Source organism: Dolomitihabitans soli (assembly GCF_022213955.1).
Classification (GTDB): Bacteria; Actinomycetota; Actinomycetes; order Streptosporangiales; family Streptosporangiaceae; genus Streptosporangium_A; species Streptosporangium_A soli.
In genome coordinates this window covers 642,580-662,341 of sequence record NZ_JAKNTW010000001.1, presented here as the reverse complement: position 1 = coordinate 662,341, position 19,762 = coordinate 642,580, and the positions used below count along the sequence as shown (strand labels likewise).

Sequence of the window (19,762 nt, the reverse complement as noted above, 5' to 3'; positions counted from 1 at the left end):
TCTGTGAATAGGATCACCGCTGGTCGGCGGCATCCCCTCGCGAGATACGCCGTCCTGCTCTTCGCTCTGACCCTGCTCGGGGGGGTGTACACCCTCACTGCTCCCGGGAACCAGAGCGCAGACGCGGCGATCGCGTCCGGCAAGGTCGATGACGTGGCCGAGGGAAAGAAGCTCTTCGAGAAGACCTGCTCCAGTTGCCACGGCCCGCAGGCCCAGGGCACCGAGAACGGGCCCACGCTCGTCGGTGTCGGCGCGGCGGCGGTCGACTTCCAGGTCAGCAGCGGGCGCATGCCGGCCGCGAACCCCGGGGCCCAGGCCCCGCGAAAGCCTCTGGCCCCCTGGGTGACCCCCAAGCGGATCGACCAGCTGGCGGCATATGTGCAGTCTCTCGGCGGCGGGCCCACCGTGCCGAGCAAGGAGCAGGTGGATCCCGCTCTGGGCAACGAGGCGAAGGGCGGCGAGCTGTTCCGAGCGAACTGCATCAGCTGTCACAACTGGGTCGGCGCCGGCGGCGCGCTCACCGAGGGCAAGTACGCCCCGAACCTGAACGAGGCGTCGCCCACCCAGATCTACGCGGCCATGGTCACCGGCCCGCAGGCCATGCCGGTCTTCAACGACTCCATCATCACGCCCGAGCAGAAGCGTGACATGATCGCCTACATCGTGGGCGTGCGCGAGCAGAAGGACCCGGGCGGTTTCGGCCTGGGTCGCATCGGCCCGGTCACCGAGGGTCTCGTGGCGTGGATCGTCGGCATCGGCGGCATGGCACTCGCCGCCATCTGGATCACCGCGAAGAGGCGACAGGCCAAATGACTGACAACACGAACGGCACAGAGCAGCCGGACGAACGCGTTCCCAAGCGCGTGATCGGCACACCTCCGCCCGGCACACCGATGCTGGGCGAGGAGGAGAGCACCGAGGTGCTCAAGGTCCCCGGCGTCTCCCTGCAGGATCCCCGTACGGCCAAGAAGGGCGAGCGTCTCGCCGCCTTGTGCTTCACCGTCACCTTCCTCGCGGGAATCGGTTTCATCGCCTCCTACGTGGCCTTCCAGGTCGGCGACCTCGACAGCACCGGGGTCTCGAACCTCGCGCTCGGCGGCACCCTGACCCTGGCCCTGCTCGGCCTGGCGGTCGGCATCGTGGTCTGGGTCCGCATGGTCATGCCGAAGTACAACCTCGTGCAGGAGCGCCACGCGATGGCCTCCGACGAGGAGGTGCGCAGCGAGGTCGGCGAGACCTTCATGCAGGGCGCGCAGGAGAGCGGCATCACCAAGCGGCCGCTGCTCCGCCGTACGCTGCTCCTCGCGACGGCTCCGCTGGGACTCGCCCCGCTGGTGCTGCTGAAGGACCTCGGACCGCTGCCGGAGACCAAACTGCGCCACACGGTGTGGGATCCCAAGCAGCACGGCGGCAAGGAGCTGCGGCTCGTCGTCGAGGGCTCCGGCCAGCCCATCAGGGCGGCCGACTTCAACTCCCCCGGCGGCCTGCTGTCGGTGGTGCCGGAAGGTTACGAGCACGACCTCAACGCGCTCTCCAAGGCCACGCTGATCCTGATCAACCTGCGCCCCGAAGAGATCAAGTCCGGGACCAACAAGAACTGGACCCACAACGGGATCGTGGCCTACTCCAAGATCTGCACGCACGTCGGCTGCCCGGCGGCCCTGTACGAGCAGAGCACCCACCACATCCTGTGCCCCTGCCACCAGTCCACCTTCGACGCCACCGACGGGGCCAGGGTCATCTTCGGCCCGGCGGCCCGGCCGCTGCCCCAGCTGCCGATCGGCGTCGACGGTCAGGGCTACCTGGTCGCCAAGGGCGACTTCCCCGTCCCCGTCGGCCCCAGCTTCTGGGAACGCGGCGACGCCGAGGCAGAGGTCAGGGAGAAGGGCGGCCAGGTATGAGCACCGGACCTGTTCCCAAGCCAATCGCGGGCACGAGCAGCTTCATCGACGACCGGATCGGCGCGGGCAACTTCCTCAAGCGCAACCTCAGGAAGATCTTCCCCGACCACTGGTCGTTCCTGCTCGGCGAGATCGCGCTCTACTCCTTCATCATCCTGCTGCTCACCGGGACGTTCCTGACGTTCTGGTACAAGCCAGGAATGAACCACGTCGTCTACGACGGCTCCTACGAGCCGCTCAAGGGCATCCTGATGTCCGAGGCGTACGCGTCGTCGCTGAACATCAGCTTCGACGTGCGCGGCGGCCTGCTGATGCGCCAGATGCACCACTGGGCGGCGCTGTTGTTCATCGCCGGCATGATGGTGCACATGCTCCGCGTGTTCTTCACCGGGGCATACCGCAAGCCGCGCGAGCTCAACTGGATCATCGGCGTCCTGCTGCTGACCCTGGCGCTGGCGGAGGGCCTGACCGGCTACTCGCTCCCTGACGACCTGCTGTCGGGCGCGGGCCTGCGGATCACCCAGGGAGTGGCGATCTCGCTGCCGCTGGTGGGCACGTACGTCTCCTTCTTCCTGTTCGGCGGCGAGTATCCGGGCGAGGACGTCATGGCCCGGTTCTACTCACTGCACATCCTGCTCATCCCGGGCATCCTGCTGGCGCTGATCTCGGCCCACATGATCCTTATGTGGGTGCAGAAGCACACGCAGATGCCGGGCAAGGGCCGTACGAACAAGAATGTGGTCGGGGCGCCGTTCTATCCCGCCTTCATGGCGAAGGCCGGGGCGTACTTCCTGTTCACCTTCGCCGTCATCGCCGGTCTTGCGACCTTCGCGCAGATCAACCCGATCTGGGCGTTCGGTCCCTACACACCGGCCGACATCTCGGCGGGGTCGCAGCCCGACTTCTACATGGGCTTCCTGGAAGGCTCGCTGCGCATCATGCCGGCGTGGGAGATCAACGTTCTGGGATACACCCTGCCGTTGAGCGTGATCATCCCGGCGCTGGTGCCGATGGGCATCATCATGACGGGCCTCGCGCTCTATCCGTTCCTGGAACAGTGGGTGACCGGCGACCGGCGCGAGCACCACATCGCCGACCGCCCGCGCAACAACCCGCACCGCACCGCGATCGGGATGTCGGCCATCACGTTCTACGGCGTGCTCTGGCTGCTCGGCGCCAACGATGAGTTGTCCGCGTTCTTCCACATCTCGCTCTACACGACGACGTGGTTCGGCCGGATCGCGGTCTTCCTGGGGCCTGCCCTGGCCTACGCGATCACCTACCGGATGTGCCTGGGTCTGCAGCGCAACGACGCCGCGATACTCGGGCACGGGGTGGAGTCCGGCGTCATCAAGCGCCTGCCGCACGGTGAGTTCATCGAGGTCCACGTGCCCCCGGCGGACGACATCGCCGCGCACATGCGGGGCAAGGAGGCGATCCCGACGATCGCCGCCGCCCCCGACGGCGAAGGCATCCCGCCGAAGGGCCTGCGCGGCCCGATCGGCCGCCTGCGCGCCAAGATGAGCGAAACCTACGGCGGGGAGAAGATTCCCATCGAGGAGCACCACGAGGAGCACCCGGCGATCAGCCCGGCTGACGACGACAAGTCGCTCACACGCTGATTCAGACCGTGAAGAGGGGCCCGGAATACTCCGGGCCCCTCTTCACGTCTCAGGAGGCCACTCAGCGGCGTACGTGCGGAATTCTCAGGACGCGCTGCTCAGGGTGTCGGTGGTGTAGTCGAAGCCGAGGCTGCTCCACTGCAGCCACTGCTTCCAGGTCTCCTGCCACTGGCCCCAGCCGTTGAGCGGTTCGAGCGGGCGAGGCGAGCCGGTCAGGATGATCGGGTCGCCGATCAGGGTGTTGTCGATGAACCAGCGGGCGTGGCTGGGACTGACGTTCACGCAGCCGTGGCTGACGTTGGAGTTGCCCTGGGAGCCGACGGACCAGGGCGCGCTGTGGACGTACTCGCCGCTGTTGGAGATGCGGACGGTGTTGTAGACGGTGAGCTGGTAGTAACCGGCCTGGCCGGGGCCGATGCCGGGCGACGTCATGACCGTGACGGGCTCACGGGACATGGCGAGGTGGATGCCGCTGGTGGTGTGATATTTCATCACCCCGCCCTGGCCGGCGCTGAACGGGATGTCCCTGACCACCTTTCCGTTGCGCCTGACCTTCATGTTGTGCCGGTCGAGCCGGCCGCTGGTGATCTGGGATCGGCCGATCTTGAAGTCGAGCACCTGGTTCTTCGTGCCGTACATCCCCTCGCCGCCGCGTGCGCCGGCCAGCCGGGCGATCATCCTGACCTTGGTGTTCGCCGGCCAGAACTTCTTCGGCCTGAAGTGCACCGTACGGTCGTCGAACCAGTGCCAGGCCCCCACGACCGGCTTCGAGGACTGGACCTGCAGGTTGCGTTCGACGCCGACCCGGTCCGTGATGTCCTTGTCGAAGGTGATCATGATGGGCATGCCGACGCCGACGGTGAGGCCGGTGTCGTAACGGTGCGGCAGAAGGGTCTCGATCGAGAAGGTGCTCGTCGCCTTGACGATCGAGAAGGTGCTCGTCGCCTTGGTGGTCTTGCCGTCCAGGTTGGTCGCGACCGCGGTGACCCTGTACGTCGTGCCGGGGGTGGCGGTGCCCCGGCTGCGCCACTGCGTCTCGTCGGCGCTGAGCACGCCCGACAGCGATCCCTTCCTCGAGCTCACCGTCACCTTGGACAACGTGCCGTTGTGCACCGCCACGACGACCGGAGCATCGGGCGCGATGTTGCCGGTCTTGTCCTGCGGGCTGATGTTGATCGTCGCGTCCGGCCGCACCCGCCGTTCCTCGCCGTCCGCGACGGCTCCCGGCGAGCAAGATGTCAGCAGGACCGCCGTCGCCAGCAGCCCTGTTCCCCCGATTGCGTGCCTCACGTGAACTCCCCCCACACAGGCCCCCGCCATGTGTGGTCTATTTACCCATAGTCACGGAAGGGCTACTCCGCGCTGGCAAAGAACATCAAAACGGGCGACCGGCATTCGCCGACCGCCCGTTTTGAAGGAATTTACGACTAGTGCGAGAACTGCCCGCGGTAGTACTGGAACACGAAGCCGATCATGGTCAGGATGACCGCGAGGACACCGATCATGAACAGCCAGAATCCGATCACGAAGCCGGCGAAGGTCAGCGCCGCGGCGAGCGTGACGAACAGCGGCCACCAGCTGCTCGGGCTGAAGAAGCCGATCTCACCGGCGCCGTCGCTGATCTCGCCCTGCTTGTCGTCCTCCGGCTGGTCGCCGATCCGGCGCGCCGTGAACATCAGGTAGTAGCCGATCATGAACGCGAACGCCACCGAGATCGCCATCGCCGTGGTCCCGACCGGCTCACGCGACCAGAACCAGTAGACGACGTCCACTCCGGCGAAGAACAGACCGGTGAGCAGAAACAGCCAGCCCTGTACCTTCATCGGGCATCCTCCAACTGGTTCTTGGCCGAGACGTGCGGATAGTGCAGGTCGAACGCGGGGCGCTCAGACCGGATCCGCGGCAGCGAGGTGAAGTTGTGGCGCGGCGGCGGGCAGGAGGTGGCCCATTCGAGCGACCCTCCGAAGCCCCACGGGTCGTCCACGGTCACCTTCGGCGCCGTCTTGTGAGTCCGCCACACGTTCCACAGGAACGGCAGGGTGGACAGGCCGAGCAGGAACGCGCCCGCGGAGGAGATCATGTTCAGGTCGGTGAAACCGTCGGCCGGCGAGTAGTCGGCGTAGCGGCGCGGGAAGCCGATCACGCCGAGCCAGTGCTGCACGAGGAAGGTGGTGTGGAAGCCGATGAACAGCGTCCAGAAGTGCACCTTGCCCATCGTGTCGTTGAGCATCTTGCCGGTGAACTTCGGCCACCAGAAGTAGAACCCGGCGAACATCGCGAAGACCACGGTGCCGAAGACCACGTAGTGGAAGTGGGCGACGACGAAGTAGGTGTCGCTGATGTGGAAGTCGAGCGGCGGCGAGGCCAGGATGACGCCGGTGAGCCCGCCCAGCAGGAAGGTCACCAGGAAGCCGATCGAGAACAGCATCGGCGACTCGAACGTCAGGTGGCCGCGCCACATCGTGCCGACCCAGTTGAAGAACTTCACCCCGGTGGGCACCGCGATGAGGAACGTCATGAAGGAGAAGAACGGCAGCAGCACCTGCCCCGTGGGGAACATGTGGTGCGCCCACACCGTGATCGACAGGCCCGCGATGGAGATGGTCGCGCCGATGAGGCTGATGTATCCGAACAGCGGCTTGCGGCTGAACACCGGCAGGATCTCGGTCACGATGCCGAAGAACGGCAGCGCGATGATGTAGACCTCGGGGTGCCCGAAGAACCAGAAGAGGTGCTGCCAGAGCATCGCCCCGCCGGTCTCCGGGTCGAAGATCCGCGCGCCGAGCTTGCGGTCGGCCTCCAGCGCCAGCAGCGCGGCGGCCAGCACCGGGAAGGCGAGCAGCACCAGGATCGAGGTGAGCAGCACGTTCCAGGTGAAGATCGGCATCCGGAACATGGTCATGCCGGGCGCCCGCATGCAGATGATCGTGGTGATGAAGTTGACCGCGCCGAGGATCGTGCCCAGGCCGGCGAGCACCAGGCCCATGATCCACAGGTCGCCGCCGATGCCCGGGGAGCTCACCGCGTTGGAGAGCGGGGTGTAGGCGAACCAGCCGAAGCTGGCCGCGCCGCCCGGGGTGAAGAAGCCGCTGACCGTGATGAGCCCGCCGAACAGGAACATCCAGTAGCTGACCATGTTCAGCCGGGGGAACGCCACGTCGGGCGCGCCGATCTGCAGCGGCATCAGCTCGTTGGCGAACCCGGCGAACAGCGGGGTCGCGAACAGCAGCAGCATGATCGTGCCGTGCATGGTGAAGAGCTGGTTGAACTGCTCCCGGCTCACCAGGTCGAGACCCGGCTGCGCCAGCTCCGCCCGCATGATCAGCGCCATCACGCCGCCGATCAGGAAGAAGCAGAACGAGGTGATCAGGTACAGGTGACCGATCACCTTGTGGTCCGTCGAGGAGGCCCACTTCGCGATGATCGAGCCCTTGCGGGTCGGTCGCGGCGTGATGGCCTGACGGACGGGTTCGTTGATGGCGGTCACTGGGCACTCCCCGCCTGGCTGGCGATGTACTGGTCGAACTCGGCCTGAGGCACGAGCTTCACCTTGAACAGCATCTTGCTGTGGTCGTATCCGCAGAGCTCCGCGCACCGGCCGGCGTAGACGGCGGGCTTGTTGAGCGTCTCCACCTCGAACCTGTTCTGCACCCCCGGGATGACGTCCCGCTTGAACAGGAACGCCGGGACCCAGAACGAGTGGATGACGTCGTCGGAGACGAGGTCGAACTCGACCTTCTTACTGGCCGGCAGGACCAACTCGGGGCCGTTGCGGTAGTCGTCGACCGGATCGCCCACGACGGAGACCGTCTTGCCCTGGTACTCCGTGGTGAAGCGCCAGCTCCACTGGAAGGCCTCGACCTTGACCTTGACGTCGGGGTTCCCGGACAACTTGTCGAGCTCGTTCTGGTCGCGCGCGGTGAAGTAGAAGAACACCGCGACCATGATGATCGGCACCACGGTGTACAGGATCTCGATCGGCAGGTTGTACCGCACCTGAGGCGGCAGCTCCTGGTCGGAGTATCTCTTCTTGCGGTGGAAGACGCAGGCCCACACGATCAGGCCGATCACGAACACACCGGTGGCCAGCGCGGCGATCCAGGACCCGTTCCACAGGCTCTGGACGATGTCGCCCTGCCTGGTGATGGTTTCAGGCATCCCGCCACGGGACCACTCTTCGGTACTACACGCCGTCGCGGAGGCCAACAGCAACGCCAAAGCGGCAGCACGTGGCACCCTGCGGCGGGCCAACGAACGCCGTGTCGAACGGCGGGTCGGACTCACGGATCGCCTACCCCACAGATGCAGCCCAGGAGTCACTCCTGGGCGGTCGTTTTCATTATCACAGCTTGGTCGGGCACACATTATCGCTAACCCCAGTCGCCCCTCTGCGCAGCCCCCGTTAATGTCGCGGTGTGGTCTACTTCGACGCCGCTTCGACCGAACCGCTGCGCCCGCAGGCGAGAGAAGCCCTGCTGGAGGCGCTTGACGCCGGTTGGGCGGACCCTGCGCGACTGTACGGCTCCGCCCGCCGCGCACGACTGTCACTGGAACAGGCTCGCGCGGAGGTCGCCGAGGAACTGGGGGCCCGCCCCGACGAGATTTCCTTCACCACGTCGGGAACTCAGGCGGTGCACCTCGGTGTCCTGGGAACCCTACACGGGCGCCGCCGCACGGGACGGCATCTGGTGGTCGGTGCCGTCGAGCATTCCAGCGTGCTGCACGCCGCGGGGCTGCACGAGCGGGCGGGCGGCTCGGTGGAGACGGTCGGCGTGAGCCGTACCGGGGCGGTCCTCGCCGAGGTGTTCGCCGCGGCCGTCGCCGCACCGGGTACGGCGCTGGCCTGCCTGCAGACCGCCAACCACGAGGTCGGAACGCTCCAGCCGATCACCGAGGTCGCCGCCGCCTGCCGGGAGGCGGGGGTGCCGCTGCTGGTCGACGCCGCCCAGACGGCGGGCCGCCTGCCGGTTCCCGGGGGCTGGTCGGTGCTGGCGGCGAGTGCCCACAAGTGGGGCGGGCCGGCCGGTGTGGGCGTGCTGGCGGTGCGGAAGGGCACCAGGTTCCGTTCGCCGCTGCCCGAGGACGAGAGGGAGGGGCGGCGGGTGCCGGGGTTCGAGAACGTGCCGGCGATCGTCGCGGCGGCGGCGGCACTGCGGGCGAGCGCGGCCGAACGCGACGAACAGGCCCGGCTCTCGAAGCTGGTGGAGCGGATCAGGGACACCGTCGCGCGCACGATCCCCGACGTGGAGGTGATCGGCGATCCGGCCGCGCGGGCACCGCACATCGTCACCTTCTCGTGCCTCTACGTGGAGGGCGAGGCACTGCTGGGCGAGTTGGACAAGGCCGGATTCTCCGTATCGTCGGGAAGTTCGTGCACGGCGAGTACGCTTCGTCCATCGCACGTTTTGGAGGCGATGGGTGTGCTTACGCATGGAAACGTCCGGGTATCGCTGCCTCGGGGCACGTCTGTCACAGACGTCGACCGTTTCCTCGCCGTCCTTCCCGACATCGTGCGCCGTATCCGACTCGAAGCAGGGGTGAGCTCGTGATGTCGCGCTGGCAGGCCAAACAGGAAGAGGCACCGCAGGCGCCCGCGCTGACCATCGACGCCCTGGGCAAGAAGTGCCCCATCCCGATCATCTGGCTGGCCGAGCAGATCAACCAGGTGCCGATGAACTCCGTCGTCTCAGTGCTGGCCGACGACCCGGCCGCCTTCACCGACATACCCGCCTGGTGCCGGCTGAAGTCGCACAAGCACGTGGCCACGTTCGAACTGCCGGAGGGCGGCTGGGCCATTCACGTCCGGCGAAACTACTGAAATCACCCCAAACGGGTAGAAAGCCCCCATCGAAGGAACCGAGACTTCGGGGGGATCAGATGGGGTGCGGTGAGAAGCACGAGACCGCCAAGGAACTGATGCATCCTGGCGCCCGGTGCATCGAGGCACACGAGACCCTGGACCGGGCCGCGCAGATGATGCGCGAAATGGGAGTGGGCGCCCTGCCGATCTGCGGGCCCGACGACCGCCTCAAGGGCATCATCACCGACCGCGACATCGTGATCAAATGCGTCGCGGCCGGGCACGACCCGGCCAAGGTGACGGCCGGGGAGATGGCCACGGGGCTTGTCTGGGTCGATGCGGACGCCCCCGTCCAGGAGGCCCTGATCAAGATGGAGAAGAACCAGATCCGGCGGCTCCCGGTGATCGAGAACCATCGGATCGTCGGCATGATCAGCGAGGTCGACCTGGCCAAACACCTGCCGGACGACCAGCTCGCCGAGTTCGTGAGCCGCGTCTACGCCGGCGTGTGAGAGACAAGTACGGCGTGCGCCGGGGGGCGCACGCCGTACTCATCGGGATCAGGGGCGGTGGCAGCGGACGTGCTGTGCCACCTCGGCGGCGGCGTCGGCGCCGTACGTGCCGGTGAACCGCTCCAGGAAGGTCTGCTGCGACAGCTCGTACTCCTGCCCGCCGACGTGCTCCAGCACATGGGTGGCGACGAGGTTGCCGACCTGGGCGCAGCGCTCCAGGGACAGACCCCAGGCCAGGGTCGACAGGAAGCCGGCCCGGAAGGCGTCGCCGACGCCCGTGGGGTCGGCCTTGCTCTCCTCCTGGGCCGGGGAGATGTGCAGCGACGGCTCGCCCTTGCGGTCGATCCGGGCGCCCTTCGGGCCGAGCGTGGTCACCCGGACTCCGACGCGGTCCAGGACCTCCTCGTCGGACCAGCCCGTCTTCTGCTCGACGAGGGCCTTCTCGTAGTCGTTGGTGAACAGATAGGCGGCGCCGTCGATGAGCTGCCGGATCTGCGGGCCCTCCATCCGGGCGAGCTGCTGCGAGGGGTCCGCTGCGAACGGGATTCCCCGCTGGCGGCACTCCTCGGTGTGGCGCAGCATCGCGTCGGGGTCGTTGGGGCTCACCAGCACCAGGTCGAGCCCGCCGACGCGCTCGCTCACCGGCTGCAACTCGATCTCGCGGGCCTCGGCCATCGCGCCGGTGTAGAACGACGCGATCTGGTTGTGATCCTCGTCGGTCGTGCACAGGAAGCGCGCGGTGTGGTGCAGGTCGGAGACGTAGACCGACGCGCAGTCGACGCCGTGCCGTTCCAGCCACGACCGGTAGTCGGCGAAGTCGTCACCCACCGCGCCCACCAGGATCGGCGTGAGGCCCAGGCAGCCCATGCCGAAGGAGATGTTGGACGCGACTCCGCCCCGCCTGATCTGGAGGTCGTCGACGAGGAACGACAGGGAGATCCGGTCGAGTTGCTCGGCGATGAGCTGGTCGCCGAAGCGACCGGGGAAGGTCATCAGATGGTCTGTTGCGATGGAGCCGGTTACGGCGATGCGCACGGGGTGATTCTCCTCGTTGTCTGCATCCGTCGATGAGCCACGCAAGAATACGCGAAGACCCCGCCCGTCAGCCGACCGGCGAGGTCCTCGGGTGAAGACCGCCCTAGTTGAACGAGTCGCCGCAGGCACATGAGCCGGTGGCGTTCGGGTTGTCGATCGTGAAGCCCTGCTTCTCGATCGTGTCGACGAAGTCGATGCTGGCGCCCGTGAGGTACGGCGCGCTCATCCGGTCGGTGACCACGCTGACTCCGCCGAAGTCCGACACGACGTCGCCGTCCATCGAACGGTCGTCGAAGAAGAGCTGGTACCTGAGACCGGAACAGCCGCCGGGCTGGACGGCCACGCGCAGCGCGAGCCCTTCCTCGCCCTGCTGCTCAAGCAGGCTCTTCACCTTGGCCGCGGCCGCGTCCGTGAGGATCATGCCCTGCTGCGTGGTCTCGCTGCTGCTCTCAACCGTCATGTGCTGACTCCCGCGTCTGGATCCAGCCCCCGAAGGCGACTGACTGCTTGTGACGTCCTACCTAGACGCTACCAACACCTCCCAAGCCCTACACATTCCTGTTCCTTCCTGCATGCTCGACCTGGCCATGACTGGATGGGGGGTCGGCATAAATACCGTCAAACGGTGTGTAATGATTATGTCGTCAGTTCGACGATAAGGGGGTATGGCCGTGACGACCACCCAGACCGGGCTTCCGCTCTTCGTCCTCGGCCGGGACACCGATCCGCACAGCGAGCGCGGGGTCGACTGCCCCGGGGAGCTGCCCGCGGCCTCGGATCCGGCACTCGTGGCCAGGGCCCGCGCCGCCAAGGCCGCACTCGGGAGCCGGCTCTTCATCCTGGGCCACCACTACCAGCGCGACGAGGTCATCCAGTTCGCCGACGTGACCGGCGACTCCTTCAAGCTGGCCCGCGAGGCCGCCGCCCGCCCCGAGGCCGAGTACATCGTCTTCTGCGGCGTGCACTTCATGGCCGAGTCGGCCGACATCCTCACCGGCGACGCCCAGAAGGTCGTGCTGCCGGACCTGGCGGCGGGCTGTTCGATGGCCGACATGGCCACCTTCGACCAGGTCGAGGAGTGCTGGGAGTCGCTGGAGGACGCCGGGATCGCCGAGCAGGTCGTGCCGATCACCTACATGAACTCCAGCGCCGACATCAAGGCGTTCTGCGGCCGCAACGGCGGAGCGGTGTGCACCTCCTCCAACGCCCGCCGCGCCCTCGACTGGGCGTTCGAACGAGGAGAGAAGGTCCTCTTCCTGCCCGACCAGCACCTCGGCCGGAACACCGCGGTGCTGGAGATGGGTCTCAGCCTGGAGGACTGCGTCGTCTACAACCCGCACCGCCCCAACGGCGGGCTGACCGACGCCCAGCTCAGGGACGCCAAGATGATCCTCTGGCGCGGCCACTGCTCGGTGCACGGCCGCTTCACGCCCGAGTCCGTCGACGACGTACGGCAGCGCATTCCCGGCGTGAACGTGCTCGTGCATCCCGAGTGCCGCCACGAGGTGGTCACCAAGGCCGACCACGTCGGCTCCACCGAGTACATCATCAAGATGCTGCAGGAGGCGCCCGCCGGCTCCTCCTGGGCGATCGGCACCGAGCTCAACCTGGTCAAGCGCCTCGGACAGGACTTCCCCGACAAGAACGTCACGTTCCTGGACCGCGCGGTCTGCTACTGCTCCACGATGAACCGCATCGACCTGCCCCACCTGGTGTGGGCGCTGGAGTCGCTCGTGGACGGCCAGGTCGTCAACCAGATCACCGTCGACCCGGACACCGCCCACTGGGCGGAGGCCGCCCTGAACCGCATGCTCGCCCTCCCCTGATCCCCACCGGGCGGCCTGCCGGCCCTTGGTGAACCGGCGGCACACGTGCGAACGGTCGTGGCGCGGCCGACAGGACCCCGCCACGACCGGCCGGCACACCTGGCCCGCCAAGGGCCCCGCTGGGAAATCCCGACGACATCCACGAAGCGCCCTCGCCGCCGCGGTCATCCGTTGGCGACGCCTCATCCGATGATCTTTATGCCAGGGCTCCTGAGCGCCCGGATCTACGTCGTGACCGGCTCGGTCGTCGCGCGCTTCCGAGCCTCCGACGCCCAGGAGTACTCGATCATCGGAAGCTCGAAGTCTCCAGAAAGCATCTCCCGGAACTCACGCGTGACCGTGCCACCGCATCGCTCGTAGAAGGCGATGGCCGGGGCGTTGTCCTTGAGCACCTCCAGGTAGACCGTCTTGCCCGGATGCCGGACGGTGGCCCAGTCGAATGCCTGGCGCATCAGCTCGCGACCGATGCCGGAGCCTTTACGGTCCGGTCGGACGTGGAGGTTGTCCAGCAGGACGCGGTCGTCGGGCTGGACCACCAGGTAGGCGAACCCCTGGAGGGTGCCGCCTCGTTCGGCGATCAGCAGGTGGGACGCGTCCATGACCTCGCGGGAAAGGCGGGCGGTCCAGAGCGCGTCACGCTCCTCCAGAAGCGGGCCGTTCAGGTACGCGGCCGGCATGATCCCGGCGTATGCGCTCCGCCAACTTTCGGTGTGCAGGGCCGCGATTAGGGTGGCATCGTCCGGGGTGCCCGTTCTGAAGTGCATAGATCCATAGGTTGTCATAGCCGCGGCTCAACGGACTCTTCGCCCTTCTTCACGCTTCCGGCTGAGACCAACGAGCTGCGACAGCGCCAGACACGGCCCTTAGATCATTTGTTAGGACCATGCACCCCCAGCAACATCCGGGACTCCCGCATCGACGCCGTCAACATAGGTTGACGACCGCTGGAGCTGTCAACTACGGTTGACGCAGCGTCGTCGTCCTCTCTGCCACCGCCGCATCAGTCGACCGCCACGGATTCGCACTCCTGGCCGAGCACAGCGGTGACAGCCGATGACGACATCGAACCGCACCAACGGACATTGACGGGACACCCCTCAGAACCAGGCCACGAGCGCACGCGTGGCCGCCGAGCCACGGCCCCGCTGGGGCCGTGACGACGGCCCGGGACTGACGGCCGGGGCTAGATGGCGGCGCGTTCCAGCCACCAGGCCAGGAACGCCTCGTCGCCCTCCACCGCGTAGTCGCCGGCGTCGCGCCTGCCCCAGGCGAGCAGTTGCAGGTCGCCGGAGGTCGCGGCGCGGACGGTGACCGTGCCCGGCTGGAGGGACGGCTCATGGTCGAAGCCGTCGGCGTGCAGAGTGATCAGCCATCCGGCCCCGCTGTCGGCCTGCCAGGAGATCGTCTCCCCGTCGCCGGTCAACTCCAGAACTCTCTTGCGCCACCGTGCGTGCGGAAGAAGGCTGAGATACTCGTCGACTCCGTCGGCGGCGACGGCCTCGTCGATCATCGGGGCAACGCCGAGGGCGATCTCGGCGTCGGCGCGGTGCACGACCGTCTCCTGGAGCTGGCGCCGCGCCCAGAACCCCACCCGCCCGACGTCGGTGATGGCCCACATCGGCGCGTCGGGGTCGTGGGCGCTCAGCGCCGCCCGCAGGATGCCGGCGCCCTCGGCGAGCCATTCCGGGTAGGCGGCGCGGTCCTCGGGCAGCCCGTGATCCATCTTCGCCAGGTCATACCGCTTGTCCGACAGGTCGCGGACCATCGCCGCGGACCACCGGTGAACACCGCCGACGTGCGCGATCAACGCGCCGATGTCCCATCCCGGGCAGGTCGGCACGGGCACCGACATGTCCTGACCCGCCACGGCGTCGGCCATCCGGGTGATCTCCCGCTCCACAGCCTCGGTGTACTCGGCGTGTGTCCACTGCCTCATCAAGAACCCCCAGCGAGTCGTCGTGTCGTACAGCGTGCCGCTGAGGCGGTCGTGAGGCAAGGCAGGGATCAAAGACCCGGGGCGCCCCAGACGGGGAACCAGCGGCTGAGATCGGGCTCGATGGTCAGCTCCGCGGACAGGGCGCCGCGGATCTGCAGTTCCAGGGAGTTGTCCCTGCGCTGCCCGCCGAGCGGCGCGAAAGGATAGAAAGTGCCCTGCTTGTAGAGATAGACGATCGCCAGGCTCCGGTCACCGGGACCGGTGAAGCAGACCAGGGAGCACAGCAGCGACGGCCCGAACCCGGCCTCCTCCAGCGTGGAGTTCACCGCGTGCAACTCGGTGACCAGGCCGCTCACGTCGTCGGAGGCACGGCGCAGCAGCATCCACGTGTACCCGTAGTCGTCGGTGGACCGCTCGGCCCGCTCGCCGAGCAGCGCCCCGGCGTCGCGCTCCAGCCTGGCGAACGCGCCCCCCTCCGCCGTGCGGAAGCAGACCGACCCGACGCCCGTGGGCACGAACTCGGTCGCGGCCTGGAGCGTCAGCGCGGCGGACGGCAGCGCGAACAGCGCGTCGAGATCAGGCTTGGCGACCTTCGTACGGCCGAGCAGCGCGTCGAGCCAGCCCATCTCAGCCTCCCTGGCCGAGTTGGGCGGAGATCTTCCCGAGCTCCGCCAGCCGTCGTTCGAGCGGCGGGTGGGTGGCCAGCAGCGCGGCGATGCTCGTGCCGGAAGACAGCGCGGGCGTGAAGAAGAAGGCGTTGAACGGCTCGGCCTGGCGCAGGTCCCGCGTCGGAATGCGGGCCATCTCACCGCTGACCTTCGTCAGCGCGCTGGCCAGGGCGGAGGGCCGCTGGGTCAGCAACGCCGCGGCCCGGTCGGCGGCGAGTTCACGGTAGCGGGACAAGGCGCGGGTCAGCAGGAAGCTGATGACGTACACCAGCCCGGAGACCAGCAGGATGATCAGCCCGATCGGCGGCCCGCCGCGATCGTCCCGGCCACGGCCGAGGCCGGAGTAGAGCGCGAACTTGGTCATCAGGCCGGCCACGATGCCGAGGAAGGACGCGATCGTCATCACCACCACGTCGCGGTGCGCGACGTGCGACATCTCGTGCGCGAGCACGCCTTCCAGCTCCTCGGGCTCCAGCCGGCGCAACAGGCCGGTGGTCGCGCAGACCACTGACTTCTTCTGGCTGTGCCCGGTGGCGAACGCGTTGGGGACGTCGGAGTCCGCGATCGCCACCCGTGGTTTGGGCATGTCGGCCATAGCGCACAGCCGGTCGATCAGGCCGTGCAACTCCGGAGCCTCCTCCGGCGTGACCACCCGTCCGTTCATCGCGAAAAGCGCGATCTTGTCGGACAGGAAGTACTGCGCCAGCAGCATTCCTCCGGCCAACACCAAGACCGTGACCGCCTGGACTCCCAGGGCGATCAGAACGGCCACGAAGACCACATAGAGCAAGCCGAGCAGAAACAGGGTGGTGACCATGCGGCCGGTCAGACCCCGGTCGGCGGCGAACCGGGTGCGTGTCATGAACGGAAGCTATCCGGGGATGAGGCCTTCATCGCCCAGCATCTCCCTGACTTCGTCCATGGACGCGTCGGACGGCGGCAGAATCAGCTCCGAGGCCTCAAGGCTGTCGTCAGGCAGCGACTTGCCCACCTGGCGGACCTTGTCGAGCAGTGCGTGCAGCTTCGCGCGGAAGACGAACTCGTCTCCCGCCTCGATAGCCGCCTCAAGCTCGGTGTCGAGCGAATTGAGCACGCCGATGTCGTCGGCGGCCACCTCGATCTGTCCCTCGCCCATGATTCGGACGATCATGCGCCCTCCCCTGGCTGGCGGTACGGCTGGGCCTGGGGGGCCTGCTGGGGGGGCTGCTGGTATCCCTGTGACTGTCCCGGCTCGATGGCGTCCCTCGGCCCGGTGCCCTGGCCCAGCTCGGCGCGCATCCGCTGGAGTTCCAGCTCGACGTCGCTCCCGGCGCCCATCCGGTCGAGCTCGGCCTGGATGTCGTCGCGCTTGCCGGTGAAGTCTTCGAGCGCGCCGCTGGCGAGCAGCTCGTCGATCGCTCCGGCTCGGGCCTGCATGGTCGCGGTCTTGTCCTCGGCCCGCTGGATCGCGAGGCCGACGTCGCCCATCTCCTCGGAGATGCCGGAGAACGCCTCGTTGATCCTGGTCTGTGCCTCGGCCGCGGTGTAGGTGGCCTTGATGGTCTCCTTCTTGGTGCGGAAGGAATCGACCTTGGCCTGCAACCTGTGGGAGGCGGTGGTGAGCTTCTCCTCCTCCGCCTGCAGATTGTTGTGCTGCAGCCGCAGGTCCGCGATCTGCGTCTGCAGACCGCCGCGGCGGGTCAGCGCCTCACGGGCGAGGTCCTCACGACCGGCCGCGAGCGCCTTGCGCCCCTGGTCCTCAAGCCGCGTGGACTGCTGTTCCAACTGGTTGACCTGCAACTCGACCCGCTTGCGCGACGTGGCGACGTCGGCGACACCCCTGCGGACCTTCTGCAGCAGCTCCAGCTGCCGCTGGTAGGAGTAGTCGAGGGTCTCGCGCGGGTCCTCCATTTTGTCCAGGGCCTTGTTGGCCTTGGACTTGAAGATCATCGAAAGTCTCTTCATCACGCTCATGCGCGTCGGCCGTCCCCTTCTTAGCTTCTGCTTCGGGTCTCCCCGGTTCGTACCGCCCCCATAGGAGCCGCCTTGGGATTACCCTACGCATAACGCACGAGGGCGTCACCAAGTTGCAGTCCCGGTAGGCTTAACATCGTGTTCCGACGTCGCACCCAGCAGACCGTGGACGACTCCCCCGTCCCCAATAACGATCCTAAGCCCCAGGGCAAGGGTCGACCTACCCCCAAGCGCCGTGATTCCGAAGGGCGCCGCCGCCAGCCGGTAAACGCCCCGGCCAATCGCAAAGAGGCTTACAAACAGCTCCGCGAGAGACAGGCGGGCGACCGCGTGCGCGCCCGGGAGGGAATGCTCCGCGGTGAGGAGAAATACCTCCCTGCCCGCGATCGGGGCCCGGTCCGCAAGTTCGCCCGCGACTGGGTCGACTCGCGCCGCGTCGTGAGCCAGTACTTCCTCCCCTTCTCGCTGGTCATCCTGCTGTTGACATGGGTGCCCTTCCCCGAGCAGATCCGCGGCTACGTCTACGCCGCCGTGATCACGGTCGGCTGGCCCGTGATGATGGTCGGCGTCCTGTTCACCTCTGTCTGGGTGGCCTGGAAGGTCAAGAAGACGGCCACCGAGAAGTTCCCCGACGAGAGCATGAAGGGCATCGGCTTCTACGCCGCCATGCGCGCTCTGCAGATCCGCAAGCTCCGCTTCCCGCCGCCCCAGTTCCTCCCCGGCGGCAAACCCGTTCCCCCGAAGAAATAACCCACCCCGCCGCAGCCGTACGGCAAGCCTCCACCCCGCCGTCGTACGGCGAGCAGCCCCACCCCGGAAACCGGCACGACGAGCCCCACGTCGCCGGCGCCTCACCACGCCCGTAACCACGCCTCGCCCTCCTGCGGCGCACCACGCCCCGGCACGGCGGGCTCTCGGGCGGCGCACCCGCACGCCCCAAGCCACAGCTCCACGTCCTGCGACGCACCCCGTCCCGGCACGGCAAGCCCTCGGGACGCCCAAGCCACAGCTTCACCTCCCGTGGCGCACAATGCCCGAAGCCGGTGCGACACGGCACACGCCGCCCGAAGCCGGCACGGCGGTCGCGAAGCCGGCACGGCGGTCGCAGGGCGATACACCGGGCGACATCGTTGTGTCGTCACCAAAGCGGCCTGGCCGCACGGACGGCGGCCTCACACCCCCGCCACGGACCTCTTTGTCGCCGAATGAGCCCGGTCCCCCACGGCCGGAAGGGCCGCGGCGTCGCCGACAGGGTCAGCCGACGCGCTTCCAGACGAGAGCCCCGTCCCGGACCACCGGACGCCGGCCGTCGACGGACCCGCCCGTCTCCATCGCCTCCGCGGCGGACTTCAGCAGAGTGTAGTAGGACGACCACCCTCCGCGCATGCCGACCTCTCCCGCGCGGGAGACCAGGCCGGCCGAGCCGGCCGCCGAGTCGACGATCACCCTCCCGCCGACGCCCGCGGCCGTGACGGGGATGAGCCGGCCGTGCCAGTCACTGCGCCGACCAGCGTGCCGGTCGCCGTACAACTCGTGGCCGGAGGACACGGGGACGGCGCAGGCCGCCCGCCAGCCGTCACGGATCTCCCGCACGCTCAGCAGCCTGCCGCCGGAGAACCCGAACCCGAGGGCCGCCGGCCCGTGCGCACCGTTGTGGCGCAGCAGCGAGGCCCGCAGGTCGTCGGGGAACCGCACGCCTGTCTGCGACTCGGCGATCGCGATCGTCCGGGCCTTGCCCGGTGCCCTCAGCGAGCCGTACGTCTTGGGCGCGTTGGTCTTCAGCCAGCGCTCGACCCGCCGCCACTGCCTGGCCACCGCCCGCGTCACCTTCGCCCCGACCGGCCGTACGGCGGGCTCGGCCGGGGCGGGAGCGCAGCCGGGCGCCTGTTCCGCCACGACGGTGTCGGCCGGGGGGAGGATCACCTCGTCCGGCGACGCCACCGGCCCCGGGCACAGGGTGACCGCCATCGTGGCGCCCGCCGCTTCGGCCTCCGCGAGCTGCCGGAGGCACTCCGGGTCCAGCACGGTGGAGCCCGCCATCGTCGGTTCGGCCGAGGGCGGCGGCGCCTCTCGGGCCGGCTCCTTCGTGCCGAACACCGCCTCGTCCAGCAACTGACCGCCGAAGACGAACACCCCCAGCGCGATGACCACGCTCCCCCAGCGAACCAGCCGGCGATCGACCCGCCGACCGACCCGCCGACCGACCGGCTGATCGGGCGTCGGCTCACGTGCCAGGGAGCGGCTCAGGAACGCCGGGACGCGCGCGGGCCGGCCGTACCGTTCGAGATCCGCGGGCGTCGGCCGCCCGAGAACGGGGTCCGGCGGCCACGTCTCCACGCTCGGGACCGCGGGACGTACGGCAGGCCGTCCGCGCAGTCCGCGCACTCCCGCCACGACCAGGACGACGCCCGCGACCGCGATGCCCGCCAGCGCGATCCGGGCGGCCCGCTGAGAGATCAACCGCCGCACGCCGGGCACACTATCCCGAAACGGATCATTCACGAGCGCG

Annotated in this window: 21 protein-coding genes; 8 read left to right on the top strand and 13 right to left on the bottom strand. The window is 68.1% G+C overall.

All coding sequences use genetic code 11. The features are described 5' to 3' along the window. Positions 1–3 precede the first annotated feature (3 nt). Genes qcrC through qcrB form a run of 3 tightly spaced genes read left to right on the top strand, consistent with a single transcriptional unit; the run spans position 4 to position 3,523 of the window. Positions 4–813: a cytochrome bc1 complex diheme cytochrome c subunit gene (gene qcrC / locus MBA17_RS03000; RefSeq protein ID WP_238494653.1), complete on the top strand. Its 810-nt coding sequence runs from the start codon at positions 4–6 to the stop codon at positions 811–813. Next, the gene (qcrA, locus tag MBA17_RS02995; RefSeq protein ID WP_238494652.1) at positions 810–1,901 is read left to right on the top strand and encodes a cytochrome bc1 complex Rieske iron-sulfur subunit; all 1,092 of its coding nucleotides are present in this window, start codon (positions 810–812) and stop codon (positions 1,899–1,901) included. The genes qcrC and qcrA overlap by 4 nt, the downstream gene beginning before the upstream one ends. Beyond that, positions 1,898–3,523 carry a cytochrome bc1 complex cytochrome b subunit gene (qcrB, locus tag MBA17_RS02990; RefSeq protein ID WP_238494651.1) on the top strand — a complete coding sequence of 542 codons (1,626 nt, stop codon included), beginning with the start codon at positions 1,898–1,900 and terminating at the stop codon, positions 3,521–3,523. The genes qcrA and qcrB overlap by 4 nt, the downstream gene beginning before the upstream one ends. An 84-nt stretch (positions 3,524–3,607) precedes the next feature. Here qcrB and MBA17_RS02985 read toward each other — a convergent pair whose 3' ends face one another. The 4 genes from MBA17_RS02985 to ctaC form a co-directional block, all read right to left on the bottom strand. After that, complete coding sequence (locus MBA17_RS02985) at positions 3,608–4,813, bottom strand: L,D-transpeptidase (protein ID WP_238494650.1); 1,206 nt, start codon at positions 4,811–4,813, stop codon at positions 3,608–3,610. 137 nt (positions 4,814–4,950) lie between these two features. Further along, positions 4,951–5,346: a cytochrome c oxidase subunit 4 gene (locus tag MBA17_RS02980; protein WP_238494649.1), complete on the bottom strand. Its 396-nt coding sequence runs from the start codon at positions 5,344–5,346 to the stop codon at positions 4,951–4,953. Continuing rightward, positions 5,343–7,010 (bottom strand): aa3-type cytochrome oxidase subunit I, encoded by a 1,668-nt coding sequence (gene ctaD, locus MBA17_RS02975; protein WP_238494648.1) that lies wholly within the window; start codon positions 7,008–7,010, stop codon positions 5,343–5,345. The genes MBA17_RS02980 and ctaD overlap by 4 nt, the downstream gene beginning before the upstream one ends. Then, positions 7,007–7,759 carry an aa3-type cytochrome oxidase subunit II gene (ctaC, locus tag MBA17_RS02970; protein ID WP_455432674.1) on the bottom strand — a complete coding sequence of 251 codons (753 nt, stop codon included), beginning with the start codon at positions 7,757–7,759 and terminating at the stop codon, positions 7,007–7,009. The genes ctaD and ctaC overlap by 4 nt, the downstream gene beginning before the upstream one ends. Before the next feature lie 179 nt (positions 7,760–7,938). Here ctaC and MBA17_RS02965 point away from each other — a divergent pair, with 179 nt between their 5' ends. The 3 genes from MBA17_RS02965 to MBA17_RS02955 are packed head-to-tail and all read left to right on the top strand — an operon-like array spanning position 7,939 to position 9,835. Beyond that, positions 7,939–9,072, top strand: coding sequence for a cysteine desulfurase family protein (locus MBA17_RS02965; RefSeq protein WP_238494646.1), 1,134 nt, complete (start codon positions 7,939–7,941; stop codon positions 9,070–9,072). Next, complete coding sequence (locus MBA17_RS02960) at positions 9,072–9,341, top strand: sulfurtransferase TusA family protein (RefSeq protein WP_238494645.1); 270 nt, start codon at positions 9,072–9,074, stop codon at positions 9,339–9,341. Before MBA17_RS02965 ends, MBA17_RS02960 begins: the two co-directional genes overlap by 1 nt. Positions 9,342–9,400: 59 nt before the next feature. Then, positions 9,401–9,835 carry a CBS domain-containing protein gene (locus MBA17_RS02955; protein ID WP_238494644.1) on the top strand — a complete coding sequence of 145 codons (435 nt, stop codon included), beginning with the start codon at positions 9,401–9,403 and terminating at the stop codon, positions 9,833–9,835. Between the two features lie 48 nt (positions 9,836–9,883). Here MBA17_RS02955 and MBA17_RS02950 read toward each other — a convergent pair whose 3' ends face one another. Next, a complete protein-coding gene (locus MBA17_RS02950; protein ID WP_238494643.1) occupies positions 9,884–10,870 on the bottom strand; it encodes a carbohydrate kinase family protein in 987 nt (328 codons plus the stop codon). Between the two features lie 103 nt (positions 10,871–10,973). Then, a complete protein-coding gene (locus MBA17_RS02945; RefSeq protein ID WP_238494642.1) occupies positions 10,974–11,330 on the bottom strand; it encodes a HesB/IscA family protein in 357 nt (118 codons plus the stop codon). Positions 11,331–11,535: 205 nt separating this feature from the next. Between MBA17_RS02945 and nadA the strand changes: the two genes are divergently transcribed. Beyond that, positions 11,536–12,696 carry a quinolinate synthase NadA gene (gene nadA, locus MBA17_RS02940; RefSeq protein ID WP_238494641.1) on the top strand — a complete coding sequence of 387 codons (1,161 nt, stop codon included), beginning with the start codon at positions 11,536–11,538 and terminating at the stop codon, positions 12,694–12,696. A gap of 224 nt (positions 12,697–12,920) precedes the next feature. Here the strand turns inward: nadA and MBA17_RS02935 are convergent, their stop codons facing one another. The 6 genes from MBA17_RS02935 to MBA17_RS02910 all read right to left on the bottom strand — a co-directional run bounded on the left by MBA17_RS02935 (position 12,921) and on the right by MBA17_RS02910 (position 17,229). Next, complete coding sequence (locus MBA17_RS02935) at positions 12,921–13,460, bottom strand: GNAT family N-acetyltransferase (RefSeq protein ID WP_238494640.1); 540 nt, start codon at positions 13,458–13,460, stop codon at positions 12,921–12,923. Between the two features lie 419 nt (positions 13,461–13,879). Continuing rightward, complete coding sequence (locus MBA17_RS02930) at positions 13,880–14,632, bottom strand: maleylpyruvate isomerase family mycothiol-dependent enzyme (protein ID WP_238494639.1); 753 nt, start codon at positions 14,630–14,632, stop codon at positions 13,880–13,882. A gap of 68 nt (positions 14,633–14,700) precedes the next feature. Continuing rightward, positions 14,701–15,258 (bottom strand): PspA-associated protein PspAB, encoded by a 558-nt coding sequence (gene pspAB, locus MBA17_RS02925; protein WP_238494638.1) that lies wholly within the window; start codon positions 15,256–15,258, stop codon positions 14,701–14,703. Between the two features lies 1 nt (position 15,259). Beyond that, positions 15,260–16,162, bottom strand: coding sequence for a zinc metalloprotease HtpX (gene htpX / locus MBA17_RS02920; protein ID WP_238494637.1), 903 nt, complete (start codon positions 16,160–16,162; stop codon positions 15,260–15,262). A gap of 9 nt (positions 16,163–16,171) precedes the next feature. Next, entirely contained in the window at positions 16,172–16,450 is a 279-nt protein-coding gene (gene pspAA / locus MBA17_RS02915) for a PspA-associated protein PspAA (protein WP_238494636.1), read from the bottom strand. Then, positions 16,447–17,229, bottom strand: a complete 783-nt coding sequence (locus MBA17_RS02910; protein ID WP_238494635.1) for a PspA/IM30 family protein — start codon at positions 17,227–17,229, stop codon at positions 16,447–16,449. The genes pspAA and MBA17_RS02910 overlap by 4 nt, the downstream gene beginning before the upstream one ends. Before the next feature lie 162 nt (positions 17,230–17,391). Between MBA17_RS02910 and MBA17_RS02905 the strand changes: the two genes are divergently transcribed. After that, a complete protein-coding gene (locus MBA17_RS02905; protein WP_455432673.1) occupies positions 17,392–18,003 on the top strand; it encodes a DUF3043 domain-containing protein in 612 nt (203 codons plus the stop codon). Between the two features lie 504 nt (positions 18,004–18,507). Here MBA17_RS02905 and MBA17_RS02900 read toward each other — a convergent pair. After that, on the bottom strand, positions 18,508–19,722 hold the full coding sequence (locus MBA17_RS02900; protein ID WP_238494634.1) for an SMI1/KNR4 family protein: 1,215 nt from the start codon (positions 19,720–19,722) through the stop codon (positions 18,508–18,510). Between the last annotated feature and the right edge of the window lie 40 nt (positions 19,723–19,762).

Bases quoted from the DNA above. Each gene is read 5' to 3' on its own strand.
- qcrA (WP_238494652.1), top strand. From the start codon at position 810: ATGACTGACAACACGAACGGCACAGAGCAGCCGGACGAACGCGTTCCC.
- qcrB (WP_238494651.1), top strand. From the start codon at position 1,898: ATGAGCACCGGACCTGTTCCCAAGCCAATCGCGGGCACGAGCAGCTTC.
- MBA17_RS02980 (WP_238494649.1), bottom strand. From the start codon at position 5,346: ATGAAGGTACAGGGCTGGCTGTTTCTGCTCACCGGTCTGTTCTTCGCC.
- MBA17_RS02960 (WP_238494645.1), top strand. From the start codon at position 9,072: ATGTCGCGCTGGCAGGCCAAACAGGAAGAGGCACCGCAGGCGCCCGCG.
- MBA17_RS02955 (WP_238494644.1), top strand. From the start codon at position 9,401: ATGGGGTGCGGTGAGAAGCACGAGACCGCCAAGGAACTGATGCATCCT.
- MBA17_RS02945 (WP_238494642.1), bottom strand. From the start codon at position 11,330: ATGACGGTTGAGAGCAGCAGCGAGACCACGCAGCAGGGCATGATCCTC.
- nadA (WP_238494641.1), top strand. From the start codon at position 11,536: ATGGCCGTGACGACCACCCAGACCGGGCTTCCGCTCTTCGTCCTCGGC.
- MBA17_RS02935 (WP_238494640.1), bottom strand. From the start codon at position 13,460: ATGCACTTCAGAACGGGCACCCCGGACGATGCCACCCTAATCGCGGCC.
- MBA17_RS02930 (WP_238494639.1), bottom strand. From the start codon at position 14,632: ATGAGGCAGTGGACACACGCCGAGTACACCGAGGCTGTGGAGCGGGAG.
- pspAB (WP_238494638.1), bottom strand. From the start codon at position 15,258: ATGGGCTGGCTCGACGCGCTGCTCGGCCGTACGAAGGTCGCCAAGCCT.
- htpX (WP_238494637.1), bottom strand. From the start codon at position 16,162: ATGACACGCACCCGGTTCGCCGCCGACCGGGGTCTGACCGGCCGCATG.
- pspAA (WP_238494636.1), bottom strand. From the start codon at position 16,450: ATGATCGTCCGAATCATGGGCGAGGGACAGATCGAGGTGGCCGCCGAC.
- MBA17_RS02910 (WP_238494635.1), bottom strand. From the start codon at position 17,229: ATGATCTTCAAGTCCAAGGCCAACAAGGCCCTGGACAAAATGGAGGAC.